Source organism: Shinella sp. (genome assembly GCF_052438155.1).
In the GTDB taxonomy this organism is placed as follows: domain Bacteria; phylum Pseudomonadota; class Alphaproteobacteria; order Rhizobiales; family Rhizobiaceae; genus Shinella.
In genome coordinates this window covers 23394-36991 of sequence record NZ_JBQVPI010000029.1, presented here as the reverse complement: position 1 = coordinate 36991, position 13598 = coordinate 23394, and the positions used below count along the sequence as shown (strand labels likewise).

General features: G+C 63.0%; 11 protein-coding genes. All 11 read right to left on the bottom strand.

The window, feature by feature from the left end:
* Positions 1–3: 3 nt before the first annotated feature.
* Entirely contained in the window at positions 4–1872 is a 1869-nt protein-coding gene (apnL, locus tag ACT6VE_RS29380) for a D-apionate lactonase (protein WP_444801804.1), read from the bottom strand.
* Positions 1869–2903 carry a Gfo/Idh/MocA family protein gene (locus ACT6VE_RS29375; protein WP_444801803.1) on the bottom strand — a complete coding sequence of 345 codons (1035 nt, stop codon included), beginning with the start codon at positions 2901–2903 and terminating at the stop codon, positions 1869–1871. The genes apnL and ACT6VE_RS29375 overlap by 4 nt, the downstream gene beginning before the upstream one ends.
* A gap of 2 nt (positions 2904–2905) precedes the next feature.
* Positions 2906–3973, bottom strand: coding sequence for an ABC transporter permease (locus ACT6VE_RS29370; RefSeq protein ID WP_257947140.1), 1068 nt, complete (start codon positions 3971–3973; stop codon positions 2906–2908).
* A complete protein-coding gene (locus ACT6VE_RS29365; RefSeq protein ID WP_444801802.1) occupies positions 3973–5517 on the bottom strand; it encodes a sugar ABC transporter ATP-binding protein in 1545 nt (514 codons plus the stop codon). Before ACT6VE_RS29365 ends, ACT6VE_RS29370 begins: the two co-directional genes overlap by 1 nt.
* 2 nt (positions 5518–5519) lie before the next feature.
* The gene (locus ACT6VE_RS29360) at positions 5520–6158 is read right to left on the bottom strand and encodes a DUF2291 family protein (protein ID WP_257946392.1); all 639 of its coding nucleotides are present in this window, start codon (positions 6156–6158) and stop codon (positions 5520–5522) included.
* 68 nt (positions 6159–6226) lie between these two features.
* On the bottom strand, positions 6227–7168 hold the full coding sequence (locus ACT6VE_RS29355; protein ID WP_160860763.1) for a D-ribose ABC transporter substrate-binding protein: 942 nt from the start codon (positions 7166–7168) through the stop codon (positions 6227–6229).
* 121 nt (positions 7169–7289) lie between these two features.
* A complete protein-coding gene (locus ACT6VE_RS29350) occupies positions 7290–8117 on the bottom strand; it encodes a phosphogluconate dehydrogenase C-terminal domain-containing protein (protein ID WP_444801801.1) in 828 nt (275 codons plus the stop codon).
* A gap of 230 nt (positions 8118–8347) precedes the next feature.
* A complete protein-coding gene (locus tag ACT6VE_RS29345; protein WP_444801800.1) occupies positions 8348–10024 on the bottom strand; it encodes a glycerol-3-phosphate dehydrogenase/oxidase in 1677 nt (558 codons plus the stop codon).
* A 17-nt stretch (positions 10025–10041) separates the two neighbouring features.
* Positions 10042–11562 (bottom strand): FGGY-family carbohydrate kinase, encoded by a 1521-nt coding sequence (locus ACT6VE_RS29340; protein WP_444801799.1) that lies wholly within the window; start codon positions 11560–11562, stop codon positions 10042–10044.
* Positions 11563–11630: 68 nt separating this feature from the next.
* On the bottom strand, positions 11631–12485 hold the full coding sequence (locus ACT6VE_RS29335; RefSeq protein ID WP_444801798.1) for a DeoR/GlpR family DNA-binding transcription regulator: 855 nt from the start codon (positions 12483–12485) through the stop codon (positions 11631–11633).
* A 98-nt stretch (positions 12486–12583) separates the two neighbouring features.
* A complete protein-coding gene (locus ACT6VE_RS29330) occupies positions 12584–13531 on the bottom strand; it encodes a D-ribose ABC transporter substrate-binding protein (RefSeq protein WP_069061614.1) in 948 nt (315 codons plus the stop codon).
* Positions 13532–13598 lie beyond the last annotated feature (67 nt).

The window sequence follows — 13598 nt, the reverse complement described above, 5'->3', positions numbered from 1 at the left end:
GGTTCAGAGCACGATCTCGACGCAGCCATAGGGCGGCACGACGATCCGTTCGCTTGCCGGCAAATCGACACTCTCTGCCCCGATCAGCGAGACCCTGCGCGGCGGTTGGGACAAGGCGGCCACCTGCGGTTTCGCGGTGATGTTCGCCAAAAGCAAGCGTTCCTTGGAAGCGAGCCCGAGCAAAGCATCCGGGCGAGACGTCTCGACGGCATGCACTGCCTCGCCTGCCAAGATGCCAAGGCGCGCCAGAACATGCGCGAGCGGCCGCAAATCACCCTGTAGTGTTGCCTCGCCCTCCCCTGCGACCAGGCCGTAGGGACCGGTAAGCGTCGACAGTGTCAGCACCTCCAGCCCGGCAGGGACGACCGTTGCGGCGTAAGCCAGCGTCCATGCCGCGCCGAACTGGCCGTTATGCCTCGGATCAAGATTGGCCATGGGAATGCGCCCACCCGCTGCGTTGTCCTTCGTCGCACTGCCGTAGGGGTTCTGCCGCATGGCGATCGTCGACGGGCCGATGCGATAGGGCTTGTCGCCATAGATCGCGCGGGTCGAGCTAACGACATGGCGCAGCGCTTCAAACGTCTGCATGACGGACAGATCATCGGCCGCATGCACGATCGGATTGGTGCAATGGCTGACATAATCGATAGGGTCCGCCGGCACGCGCTTGCGGTTGAGTTCAGTGAAATAGCTCATCATGCCACCGCCGAGCCGCACACCGGGAAAAGCAGCGCGCGCGGCGACATAGACCTCCTCCAGTGGCGGGCATTCCGGCCACGAGCTTCCGGGTGGCGTCGATTGGCGATCAACCGAGGGGCAGACGAACAGAGTATCGAGCGTCAGGCCGGCCCCCTGCACAAGCGCTGCGAACCCGGCCATTTCCTCCTGCAGCGGACGCTTGCACGGTACGGCAAGTTCCAGCGTCATTCTGAGCCCGGATTTTTCCGCGATCTCCGCGTAGCCCTTCAGCGCGGCAAGGCCATGCCCCGCCCCCGGATCGAAATGGCCGATCAGGTGCCGTGCACCGATGGTTTTCAGGGTTTTGAGCGCGGCCAGCTCCTGCGCAAGGCATTCCGGCCGCAGACCGACACCGATTTCAGGAAAGCGCAAGCCCGTCGGCGCCAGTTGCAGGGTGATGGCGTCAGATGCATCGGCAGCGCGTGCAGCATCGTCTTCCGCCCGAATTTCAACGGCGATCGTCTGGCTGAACGGCTCGTTTTTCGCCACGCGATAGGGCCATGGCAGCGCCAGAGGACGCACATAGGTCTTGTAGGAACCATCGGTCCAGTTGCGCTGGTCCTCCATCTCAAAGATGTCACCACCGAAGGCCGTCATCGCCGCAATGCCGGGCGCGACCTGATGGGTGATCGCAGCGATGTCCTTGAACGGCTGCCATGGCTCGATCTCTTGTGGCCAGTGCGACCGTTCGATGCTGCCGTCACCATGCCGGACCTCGACGGGCTCTCCCGCAACGCCGACGACCGGGTGCAGCACGACGAAGCCGGCACGGGCCGTTTCGAAATCGGCATCGCTGACACAATGAGCAGAGAACGTAACGGTTTTTGCCGTGCCCGAAATCGCGATGGCGCAATCGAGATTGGCACCCGAGGGCGCGGTGAAGCGGGCGTTATAGGTAACGGAAAAGCCCAGTCCCGTTTCCGCGACGGCCAGATCGGCGATCGCGGCGCTGCATGTGCCCCAATCCTTGTCGCGCACGAGAAAGGCGACGGCCCGGAGAACCTCCTGTCCCCGGAAACGCAGGGTGCGAAGGTTGCCGTCCTGAAGCTCCACACTGAGATCGCCCGCAACGAGTGTCCGGCTTTCCGGCGCACGCTCGCTTGTGCCGTAAAGCCTCAGCAGGTCCTCGCTCATCCCAGCAGGTTCCCCAGCGAAATGGTCTCCCCGCGCTCGGCGCTCAAGTAGGCGGCTTCGACGAGGGCAAAGGTTTTCAGATTGTCACGGCCCGACGTATCCGGCGCCTGACCGGACGCCAGCCGCTCGATCCAGTGTCTCTGGATAAGGGCCACACTCTCCTGGATATTGTGCCACGGCCGGGAGGCCCAGGGCAGCAGGTTCGGCGCGACGATGTTTTCCGTCGTGCCGTCAGGCCCGTGGACGACGAGCTTGTAATCCTTGCCGAGGCGCAGCGTGCCTTTACTGCCATCAATTTCGACGAAGGTCTCCGGGAACGGTTCCTCCGGCAATTTCGTCGCATAACTGACATCGACGATCGAGGTGATGCCGTTGTCATGGTCAAGCAGCATGGTCGCCACGTCTTCGCCGGTAATGTCCGGATTGATGCGGCGCGTGCGGGCGGTCATGCGGCTAGCGTCGCCGAACAGGAAGCGGGCGATATCGAGCGAATGGATGCCGAGATCTTCGATGATGAAGCGCTTTCCCCTGGCGAGATAGGGCTGGCCGGAGAAGACATCGAAACCGGAGCGGAAGGAGACGCGGCCCCAGAAGCGCGTGCCGATCACGCCGCTGTCCAGCACCGCCTTGACGGCGAGGATCGGCGTCTGCCAGCGAAAATTCTCGTGGATCATCAGTGGAATGCCGGCCTCATCGGCCGCGGCAACCATCGCCTGGGCATCGGCCAGCGTCGGCGCAAACGGTTTTTGGCAGATCGCAGGCACCTTGTGGCTGGCGGCAAGCTCGACCAGCGCCCGATGGCTGCCGACCGTCGTTGCGATATCGACGAAATCGAAGCCGCCGTCGGCAAACATGTCGTCAGCCGAGTGATAACGCCGCGCCACGCCGAACTGGTCGCCGACGATCGCCAGCCGTTGCGGATCACGGTCGCAGATCGCCACGATCTCGACGTCAGGCAGGTCCTGCCAGCCATGCATCTGGTTGACGGCGAAGAAGCCGCAGCCGATGAGCGCACCCTTTACCTTCGCCATGCTTAGCCTGCCTTTGCCATCTGCATCAGGGTAACGCGCTGCTGCAAGCGGCGCTGCGCCTGGTCGACAACAACAGCGACGATGATGACGAGACCCTTGATCACCATCTGCCAGAAGGAACTCACGCCCATCATCACCAACCCGTCCGAGAGAATGCCGATCACGAAGGCGCCGATGATCGTGCCGCCGATCGTGCCGCGCCCGCCCGACATGGATGTACCACCGAGAACGGCCGCCGCAATGGCGTTGAGTTCGAGATTTGTGCCGGTCGCGGGGTGTGAGGCCATCAGTTCCGAGGAGATGATGAGGCCGACGATCGCCGCGCAGAAGCCGGAAAACATGTAGACGAACATTTTTACGCGGTTGACGCGGATGCCGGACATGCGAGAGGCGCGTTCATTGCCACCGACCGCAAAGATATGCCGGCCGAGCGGCACGAAGCGGGCGAAATAGGCGGCCCCCAACGCCACGACGATGAGGATCCAGACCGAGACCGGCAGCCCGAGAATAGAGCCGGAACCGAGATAGGAAAAACCCTGGTTGCCGAGGTCTTCGCGCCCCGTGAGGTTGGGCAGCGTCTGGCCATCCGAATAAAGCAGCGCCATGCCGCGCGCCACATAGAGCGTGCCGAGCGTCGCGATGAAGGGGGCGACGTTTAGCCGGGTAATCAGCAGGCCGTTGACCGCGCCGATCAGGATGCCGACGACCATGACGATAACAGCCACTTCCACGATGTTGAAATAGACCGTGTAGCCCAGCGGCAGCGCGACACCATACATGATGAGCCCGCCGGCGATCATGCCGCAGAGGCCGACGATCGAGCCGACGGACAGGTCGATGCCGCCGGTGATGATGACGAAGGTCATGCCGATTGCCAGAAACGCATTCTGCGTCGCGTGCTTCGACATCAGGATCATGTTGGCGGTCGACAGGAAATTCGGTGCGAAGATCGAGAAGAAGATGATCACCGCAAAGAGCGCAATGAAGGTTCGAAGCTTCATCAGCGTGAGCAGGGCGGCTCCGGTGGAGAGGTGGTTGCCGGTGGCGGCAGTTTGCGTTGCTGTCGTCATCACGCATGCATCCTTTTGGTTTTATGTCCCTCTGCGGAGGCCGAGACGATCATCTCTTCGGTGGCGTCCTTGCGGTCGACGACCGTCACCAGCCGTCCGTTGCTCATCACCGCAATGCGATCGGACAGGGCCATGACCTCTTCGAGGTCAGAGGTGGAAAACAGGATGGCGAGGCCCTCGCCTGCCAAGCGCCGCATGGTGCGGAAGACGTCCGCCTTGGCGCCAACGTCGATGCCGCGGCTCGGCTCGTCCATCAGCAGCACTTTCGGTTCCGTCATCAGCGCCTTGCCGATGACGACCTTCTGCTGGTTACCGCCCGACATGGAGGTGACGTCGAAATCCGGGTTCTTCGCCTTGATGGAAAGATTGCGGATCGCCTCGAGGATCGCCGCCTTCTCAAGCTTCAGGTCGATATGGAAGCCGGCTTTCAGGAACTGGCCGAGGCTTGCCATGGACAGGTTGTCGGCAATCGACATGGACTGCACGAGCCCTTCGCGCTGCCGATCCTCCGGGATCAGCGCAAGCCCCTCGCGGATACGCCGGGTCGTGTCGCGGCCCTTCAGCTCCTCGCCCTCGACGAAGATTTTTCCCGTGTAATGCTCGTGCCGGCCCATGATGCATTCGAAAAGCTCGGAACGCCCTGCGCCCATCAGGCCGTAGATGCCAAGGATCTCGCCCTTGCGCACGCCGATCGAGACATGATCGACCGCATAGCCGCCCTGCGCGCGCGGCAGGCAGATGTCTTCCGTGCGAAAAACCTCCTCGCCCGGCGCGTGATCGACCTGCTTGGCAAAGTCCTTGGCATCCGAGCCGATCATCGAGCGCACGATCCAGCGCGTATCGATGTCCTTGACCATGGCATGGCCGGTGATCTGGCCGTCCTTCAGGACGGTAATATAGTCGCCGATGCGCATCAGCTCTTCCAGCCGGTGCGAGATATAGACGATGGCGACGCCACGTGCTTTCAGGTCCGCGATGACGCGGAACAGCACGTCGACTTCGGCAGCGCTCAGCGCCGAAGTGGGCTCGTCCATGATGAGGATGCGGGTATCCAGCGAGACGGCGCGGGCGATCTCGACAAGCTGCTGCTGGCCAATCGGCAGGTCTTCCGCCAGCGTATCGGCGGAAATTCCGGCCTCGAGGCGGTTCAGGAATTCGTTGGCTTTCTCCACCTGGGCCTTGTGGTCGATACCGCGCAGGCCGCGGGTGATCTCGCGGGTGGCAAAAATGTTCTCGGCAACAGAGAGATTTCCGAAGAGGTTCAGCTCCTGGAAAACGATGCCGATGCCGTGCCGCACCGCATCCGCCGGGCTGTTGAGATGAATACGTTCGCCATCCATCCAGATCTCGCCGAGCGTCGGCCGCTCAACGCCGGCAATGATGCGCATCATCGTCGATTTTCCGGCACCGTTTTCGCCGACGAGCACGTTCACCGCGCCGCGCCGAAGTTTCAGGTCCGCCTTCTTCAGCGCCACGATGCCCGAATAGGCCTTGGTGATGTCCTTGAGTTCGAGAATGACGTCGCCATCGTCCTGTTCAGCCATCGTCAGCCTCCCACGGTGATGGTGGCCGGCACGAACTGCGGCAGCTGGCCCTTGGCGGGCAGCGGGTAGGCGCCGGTCGCCTTGATCGTCTTGCCGGTCAGGCCTTCGCGCGACAGTTTCTCCAGCAGCGCACCGTTCACATAGGTGTTGAACGACTTGCCGTACTGCGCCCATTCGATCTGGTTCTTGAACTCGTTGAAGTTCACGAATTTCAGGCTGTCGCGCAGCGCCGTGCCGCGGATCGCCGGGCCGATCGAGACGCGCACATCGGCCTTTTTGTCGCCATCGACATCCACGTCGACGTACCCGGCACGTGACTTGGTCTCTTCGCCGACGATCACGCCGTCGATCTTGGCGGCGAAAGTCCAGGGCGCATTGCCCTGCTTTTCCTTGTGGCCGTATTTTTCTGCGGCCGCATTCAAATCGCTTGCCGCAAGAGCCGAGACGTCCTGGAAGGCGCCACCGCGCTCCTCGAGATAGGGCACGACCTTGGCGTCCCATATGTCGGCGACCAGCTTGTCGGGGTTGAAGGCGCCTGCCGCCGCCTGTTTCTGCTCGTCCTCTGTCTTGACGAACTTGCAACCGCTAAGCGCGAGTGCGCCCGCAAGCACCAGTGTACAGGCAGCGTTGAACCTCAGCATTCCCATTCTCCGTCACAAACAGAAAACGCGAGGCGGGACCGACCCCGCCTCGCGCCATCGCGGGAGGATTATTCGGAGAGCGCGAAGGTCTCGAGCTTGCCGGCATTGTCCGCGGTGATGAGCACGCAGTCCATGAGCTGCTTTTCCTCGGCCGGCGCCTTGCCGGTCGTGATGTACTCATGCGCCTGGGTGACAGCGAGCTGGGCCTGGGCATAGGCCGGCTGCATGACGGTCGCCTTGATGCCGCCTGCCTTGATGGAGTCGCGCACGTCGTTCGAACCGTCGAAGCCGACGACGATGACATCCTTGCGGCCGGCAGCCTGAAGGGCTGCAATCGCGCCCATGGCCATCGTGTCGTTGCCGGCGATTACGCCCTGGATGTCCGGGTTCGCCTGAAGGATGGTCTCCATCTTGGAGTAGCCTTCCGTCTGGCTCCAGTTGGCCGACTGCTGGGCGACCATCTTCATGTCAGGATATTCGTCCATGACGTCGTGGTAACCCTTGGAGCGGATGCCGGCGTTGAGATCGGCTTCGCGGCCGAGCAGCTCGACATAGTTGCCCTTCTCGCCCATCAGCTTGACGAACTCTTCGGCACCGAGCTGGGCGCCCTGATAGTTGTTCGAGACGATCTGCGAGACGGCGACGCCCGTGGCGTTGATTTCGCGGTCGATCAGGAAGGAGGGAATGCCCGCATCCTTGGCCTTCTGCACGGCGGCGATCGAGGCTTCCGAGCCGGCATTGTCGAGGATGATCGCCTTGGCACCGCGGCCGATGGCGGTGTCGATCAGCTGCGACTGCTTGTTGGCGTCGTCATCATGCACCAGAACCAGCGTCTCGTAGCCGAGTTCCTTGGCCTTGGCTTCCGCACCGACCGCTTCCGCCTTGAAGAACGGATTGTCGTGACTTGGCGTGATGATGGCGATGAGGTCGGCCGCGAAAGACGGCATGGCAACGCTTGCGGCCATGACGGCAGCAAAGCCGACGGTGATCAGTCTGCGGGTAATGTTCATAGTCTCTCCTCCCGGTTAGGCACCGAACTCCAGCAGCCATCCCTCCATTGAAAATGGCCGCCCCGGTGCGATCTTTAGCCGGCGCGTGACGCCGGCCGCGGCGGGCCAGGCCCGCCGGAAATCAGGTGATACGCTGGATGCTGGCTGCGATTTCCGCAGGCTCGAACACGCGCTTCCAGTCGTCCTTCATGAGCACGGGCTTGCCGAACTCGATCGCCTTGTTGCAGGCATCGGAGAAGACGCCCGGCGTCTCCTCGAAGATCACCGCGCCGAGCACGTTCATATGGCCGAGCAGGAAGTCGCGGGCGGCTTCCTTGGCAACGCCGCGGCGCACGCATTCATCCATGGCTTCGCGCATGACGACGAGCAGCGAGGCGCAGACGGTTTCGGACAGGCCCGGCTCCAGCAGCGCCATCTGCTCGACGGTAACGCGGTGCGAGCGCATGACCGGCGCCCAGATGACCTTGGCGATCTCCTCGCCGAGCGCGTAGGCCTCTTCGGGGCCTTGCATCAGCGCGGACACGATGTGCTGCTTGGCAGCGACGCCGCCGAAGAAATCGCGCTTGGCGGCCGGGTCGGTCTCGTCGTTGAAGATCGGCGGATGGCAGGGATGCGTGACGAAATAGGTAAGGTCCGCGCGTTCCGGCAAGTGGCCGGCGAAGGGGGCGGCAGCATCGAGCGCCACCACCATGGTGCCCGGCTTCAGCTTGTCGACGATGCCGGCTGCGACCTTGCCGATCGCCGTATCCGGAACCGCGAGAATGACGACATCAGCGCCATCGAGACCTTCATCGGCGGATACGCAGGAGAGCCCGAGATCGCCGGCAAGGCGCGCCTTACCGGCATCGCTCACTTCGATATGCCGGACATCGAAGCGCGAACCCTTGAGATTCTTGGCGAGCCGATAGCCCATTTTGCCACCGGCACCGAACAGCGCGATCGATGTCATCGAAGACCTCCCTGAATGCGAGCGGCCGGATCCAAAATCCTGTCCAGCCGAAATTTCCTCCACCGGTCACCCGGCGTGGGCCTATATTTCTCAACTGGTATAACAAGTCAATAACTATCTCTCAGAATAAGTGACATGGCCGATCCGGCTTCTCATTCCGACAGCCAAAGAAAAAGCCGACCGTCTCTCGACGGCCGGCTCAAGGGCACGCGCTTTACGCACGCAAGGTGTCAAAGGCTGACGCGGTTGAAGGCGGTCAATTGTTCGGTAACGGCCGCAAGCTCCTCCGCCCGGCGGCGTTCATCCCAGCCGAGGGCAGACGCGGCAATGGTCGCGATCTCGTCCAGTCCGGCGACGCTGAGCCGCCCTTCGATGGCAAGCGTCGTTCGCCGCATGACGATATCAGCGAGATGTTCGACCATTTCGCTGCGCGCGATCCAGTCGATTTCCGCCCTGCTGTAACCATCCACATGCGCGAGCGGCGTGGCGCCACCCTCCCCGCCGATATGGACCAGCACCGCATCGGCGGTCGTGCCATAACGCCCAAGCAAAGCATCAACCATCGCAGCGGGCAGGCCACTTTTCGCGGATCGCGCGGAAACCCAGGCGCGCCGCGCGACATCATCCACCGGGAAGTCGCGCCCGCCGCCGATCGGCAGCATCTGCGTGCTGATCTTGCGCGGGCGACCCATGCGCGCGAGGATCGTATCGGAGACCTCCTCGGCGAAACCGCGGAAGGTGGTCCACTTACCGCCGACCAGAGAAATGACGGAAAATGGCCGTCCCTCTACAGGTTCCGCCACGGGGGCCGAATGGTCGCGGCTGATCAGGCCGGGATTACTGGCGTCCGACGCCGGCAGAGGCCGGATGCCGCTATAGGCATAGACGATCTGCTCCCGGCCGAAATCCAGCTTGGGCAGGAGAGACCGCAGGCTGGCAAGGAAGTAGTCGATCTCCTCCTCCTCGCAGCGCACCGTCTCGGGATTGTCGGCCTTGGTGTCCGTCGAGCCGACCAGCGCGAGACCGAGGAAATCGTAGACCAGGCAGATGCGCCCGTCATCCGCCTCGAAATAGATCATCCGGCCCTTGAGGCTTTTGACAAGCTCGGGGTGCCTGAGAAGGATATGCGACCCCTTCGTGCCGCCGATCAGTTTTCCGGGAACGCCAAGCGTCGCATTGACATGATCGATCCAGGGACCGGCACCGTTCACGACGGTGGCCGCGCGCACCAGCCGCTCCGTGCCGCGCGGATCGCGAAGCCGAAGCACGCCTTCCTCCTGCCCGAGCAGCGTCGTGTCGTTCATCGCGCGGGCGTCCGGGCTGGCATCGAGGCCATCCCGCACCAGTTCCCAGACCAGCCGTTCCGGCCGGCTGATCTTGGCATCGTAGTAGATGCCGCCGGCAACGATGCGCGGCGTGATTTCCGGCATTTCCTCCAGCGCCTTGCGGCGAAAGAAGAACTGATGTTTTGGCATGACGCGATGCCGTGCGCCGTAGAGATCATAAAGCGCAAGACCGATCTTGATCAGCACGGCACCGCGGCTGCGCGGCGCGGTCGTCGAGCCGAGCAGCGTGCGGAACGCTGCAAAGGCGCCCTTCATCAGCGAGAAGGAGGGAATGAAAGTCGGCAGCGGCTCGACGCAATGCGGCGCGTTGCGCAGCAGCAGATTGCGCTCCAGTGTCGACTGCGCGACGAGGCCCAGTTCCCCCGTCTCCAGATACTTGATGCCGCCATGGATGAGGCGCGAGGGAGCGGCGCTGGTGCCGGAACCGAAATCGGCCTTGTCGACGATCAGGCATTTCAAACCCTGGAGGCAGAGATCCCGAAAGAGCCCGGCCCCGTTGATGCCCGCGCCGAGGATGATCACGTCGAAGGTCTCGACCGTGCCGGCTGTTGTGTTCGTCATGAGAAGCAGTCCTGTTGCTATGCAGCGCCGCCGAGACGCCGGAGCGTCGGCCAGAGCGGCTTCATGGCCTCGGCGAGATCGAGGAAGACCCGATATTTTTCGTCATAGGCGCGCTGCCGGTCTGGATCCGGCTGGTAGGTCGTCTCGATAGATGCAAGGTCGCGCGGATCGGCAGTGGGCGAGGCAAAGAGCCCGGCGCCTGCACCCGCGCACAACGCCGCGCCCCAGGCAGCCGCCTCCTCCGTGCGCGTCGCCGTGACCGGCAGGCCGAGAATATCGGCAAAAAGGCCCGCCATGGCGGGATTGCGCGAGATGCCGCCCGTCAGACGGGCCGAGGTCGGCGCAAAACCATCACGCAGCGCATCGACATGGACACGATGATTGAAGGCGATGCCCTCCAGCACGGCCCGCACCAGATCGCCCCGGTCGTGCCAGGCATTGAGCCCATAAAAGCCAGCGCTCGACGCTCCGCCGAAGGGCGAACCGAAGAGATAGGGATGGAAGAAGGCGCTCGACGGGCGCTGGCGTGCGACCTCGAATTCCTTGCCCAGGATGGCATGGATGCTCTCGCCGGAGGCCTCGGCCTGCCGCGCATCGCCGGCGCAGAACTGCTCGATGAACCAGTCGTAATTGGCGGTCGAGGCGGGCGAGATGGACATGTTGTTCCACTCGCCCGGCAGGATGCCGTTGCGGCAGAACCAGCGGCCATCGACCTTTGGTGCAGGCGACACCGTCTCGTTGATCGAGTAGGTGCCGGCAATGACGGCGACCACGCCTTCGCCATAGCCGCCCATGCCAAGCGCAGACGCCGTGACGTCATGCAGGCCCGCCATGACCGGCGTGCCCGCGACGAGACCCGTCTGCCGCGCCGTCTCGGCCGTCACGCCGCCGACGATCTCGGTGGAGCCCGCCATCGGCGGTTGCCGGCCGGCAAGCTGCTCCAGCCCGAAGAGGCGGAAGGCGTCGTCGGCATAGTCCTGCGTCTGCACGTTGGTGAAGGATGTGCTGGCTTCTGTGCGGTCCGTGCCCATCGTGCCGCACAGACAGAAGCGCAGCCAGTCCTTCGCCGCGATGAAATGGGCGATGCGGGCGTAACGCTCCGGCTGGTGCTCGCGGATCCAGCGCAGAATGGCCGACGGCGCGGAGGCGTGCGGCTTCTGACCTGTCAGGTCCAGCGAACGAGCACCAACCTCGCCTTCGTTCCACGCATCGGCAATCGCGCCGGCGCGTGTATCGAGCGAAACGATGGCATTGCCGAGCGGCCGTTTGTCTTCATCCAGCAGGTAGATGCCGTCGCCGTGGGCGGTAGCGGCAATCGCCACGATGTCGGAAGCCGGACGACCGCAGGCGGCGACCGCCTCGCGGATCGCGTCCGCCGTTGCCGTCCATAGCCCGTCCATATCGCGTTCGACATGCTGTGGCGCGGGGATGAGCTGCGGAACACGCCGGCGGGCGATGGCCAGTACCGTGCCGTCCGCGTCGAAGATGACGGCCTTGGTCACCGTCAAGCCGCTGTCTATACCCATGATGCAAGGCATCGCTGTCTCCATTCTCAGGCGAAGGAAGAGCGGTGACCGACATCTGGATATCCGCGGCAGCGGAAACCTCAGCCGGCTCGTTCTCCGTCCGCCACAATGACGTTGATCCCCTTCGAGCGCATGCGCGACAGGTGGGAGATCGGGATATCTTCGTCGACGATCACGGCGTCGAATTCTTCAAGCGCCGCGAAGTGGTGCAGCGCGCGCCGCTCGAACTTGGTGTGATCCGCCAGAAGCACGCGCCGGGCAGAACTCTCGAACATCGCGCGCTTCGTCGTGACGGTTTCCGGCGACTGGTGGTAGACCACGTCATCGACGATCGCCGACAGCGACATGAACACGGTATCCGCCCGGAGGCGGCGAATTTCGTTAGTGGTGATATGCCCCATGAAGGCATTGCACCAATGGTAGAACTGCCCGCCGAGACAGATGAGGTTGAGGTCGTTCACCTCCTTCAGCTCGTTGATCAGCACGAGCGAATTGGTGATGACCGTCAGCGGCACCTTGGCCGGCAGGAAGCGGGTCATTTCGTGCACGGTCGTGGCGTCATCCATGAAGATCGCCTGCCCCGGCTCGACGAACTGCATCGCAGCCCTGGCAACCGCCTTCTTCTCCTTGGCCTGCTTGGTGGCGCGGTAGACATCGGAGGATTCGATGAGGCTGGTGGGTGCCGCCGAAACGATGCCGCGCGTCTTGCGGAAAAGGCCGCGGCTGACGAGCTCGTCGACATCGCGGTGCGCCGTCATCAGGCTGATGCCGAAGCGCTCGGTCAGGTCTTCGATGCGGATCGACCCTTCGGCAATGACCGTTTCGGCGATCGCCTGGCGGCGCACGAGCTGGCGCGCATGCCGGCTGTCGCTCGGCAGCTCTTCCGAAAGCAAATCCTTGACGTCGACTTTCTTGTTCACGGGGAACCCTGCCATGCTTCGAGGAGAGAAGTTTGGTATCTCGTATCGGGCGGCAAGGAAAATGCCAAGCAAGGTGGATGGGAGCGCCCGCGGACAGGCGCTCCCGGTGTTGATTACTCGCTCAGAACGAACGGAGCGGTGTACTTGTCGACATTGTCCTTGGTGATCAGCAGGCAATCGAACAGCTGCTTTTCGGTGTCGACACCGGTCGAGCCGTTCTTGATCACGTTGTCGGCCTGCTTGACGGCGGCTTCCGAGAAGACAGCGACCGGCTGGAGGACGGTGTACTGCAGCTCACCGGCCTTGATGGCGGCAACTGCGTCCGGCGAACCGTCGAAACCGCCGACCTTCACCTGCTCGAGCTTGCCGGCTTCCTTGAGGGCGGCGATGGCGCCGAGCGCCATTTCGTCGTTGCCGCTGATCACGCCGATGATGTCAGGGTTTGCCTGAAGCAGGGACTGCATCTTGGCATGGCCCTTGGTGCGGTCCCAGTCAGCCACTTCCTTGCCGGACTTTTCGAGGTCCGGGTACTGCGTCAGGACGGTTTCGTAGCCGTTCGAACGGGTTGCCGCATTGTTGTCAGCAGGCGCGCCAAAAAGTTCGACATACTTGCCCTTGTCGCCGACCGCTTCGACCCACTGCTGTGCACCGAGAGCAGCGCCCTGGGCGTTGTTCGAAACGAGCTGCGCCTTGGCAAGGCCTTCCTGGTTGATCTCGGCGTTGACGAGAATGACCGGAATGCCGGCCGCAACGGCCTTCTTCACGGCGCCGACCGAACCATCGGCATTTGCCGGGTCGAGGATGATGGCGACCGACTTGTTGGTGATCGCGGTGTCGATCAGGTTGCTCTCGGTGTTGGTGTCACCCTTGTGCGCACCGACATTGGCCGTGTAGCCGAGCTTTTCGGCGGTCGCCTTGGCGACTTCGCCTTCGGTGAACCAGTACGGGTTGGACGGATCGTTGACGATGACCGTAATCAGGCCCTCGGCCCAGGCTGTGCTGAACAGCAGCGGCAAAGCGGCAGTTGCTGCGAAAAGTACACGCATACCTTTTTTGAACATGATCTCACTCCCTTTGTTGAGTTCGTTTGCGCCGATGATCGGCAATACTTTCCGCTGCCGGGGCACT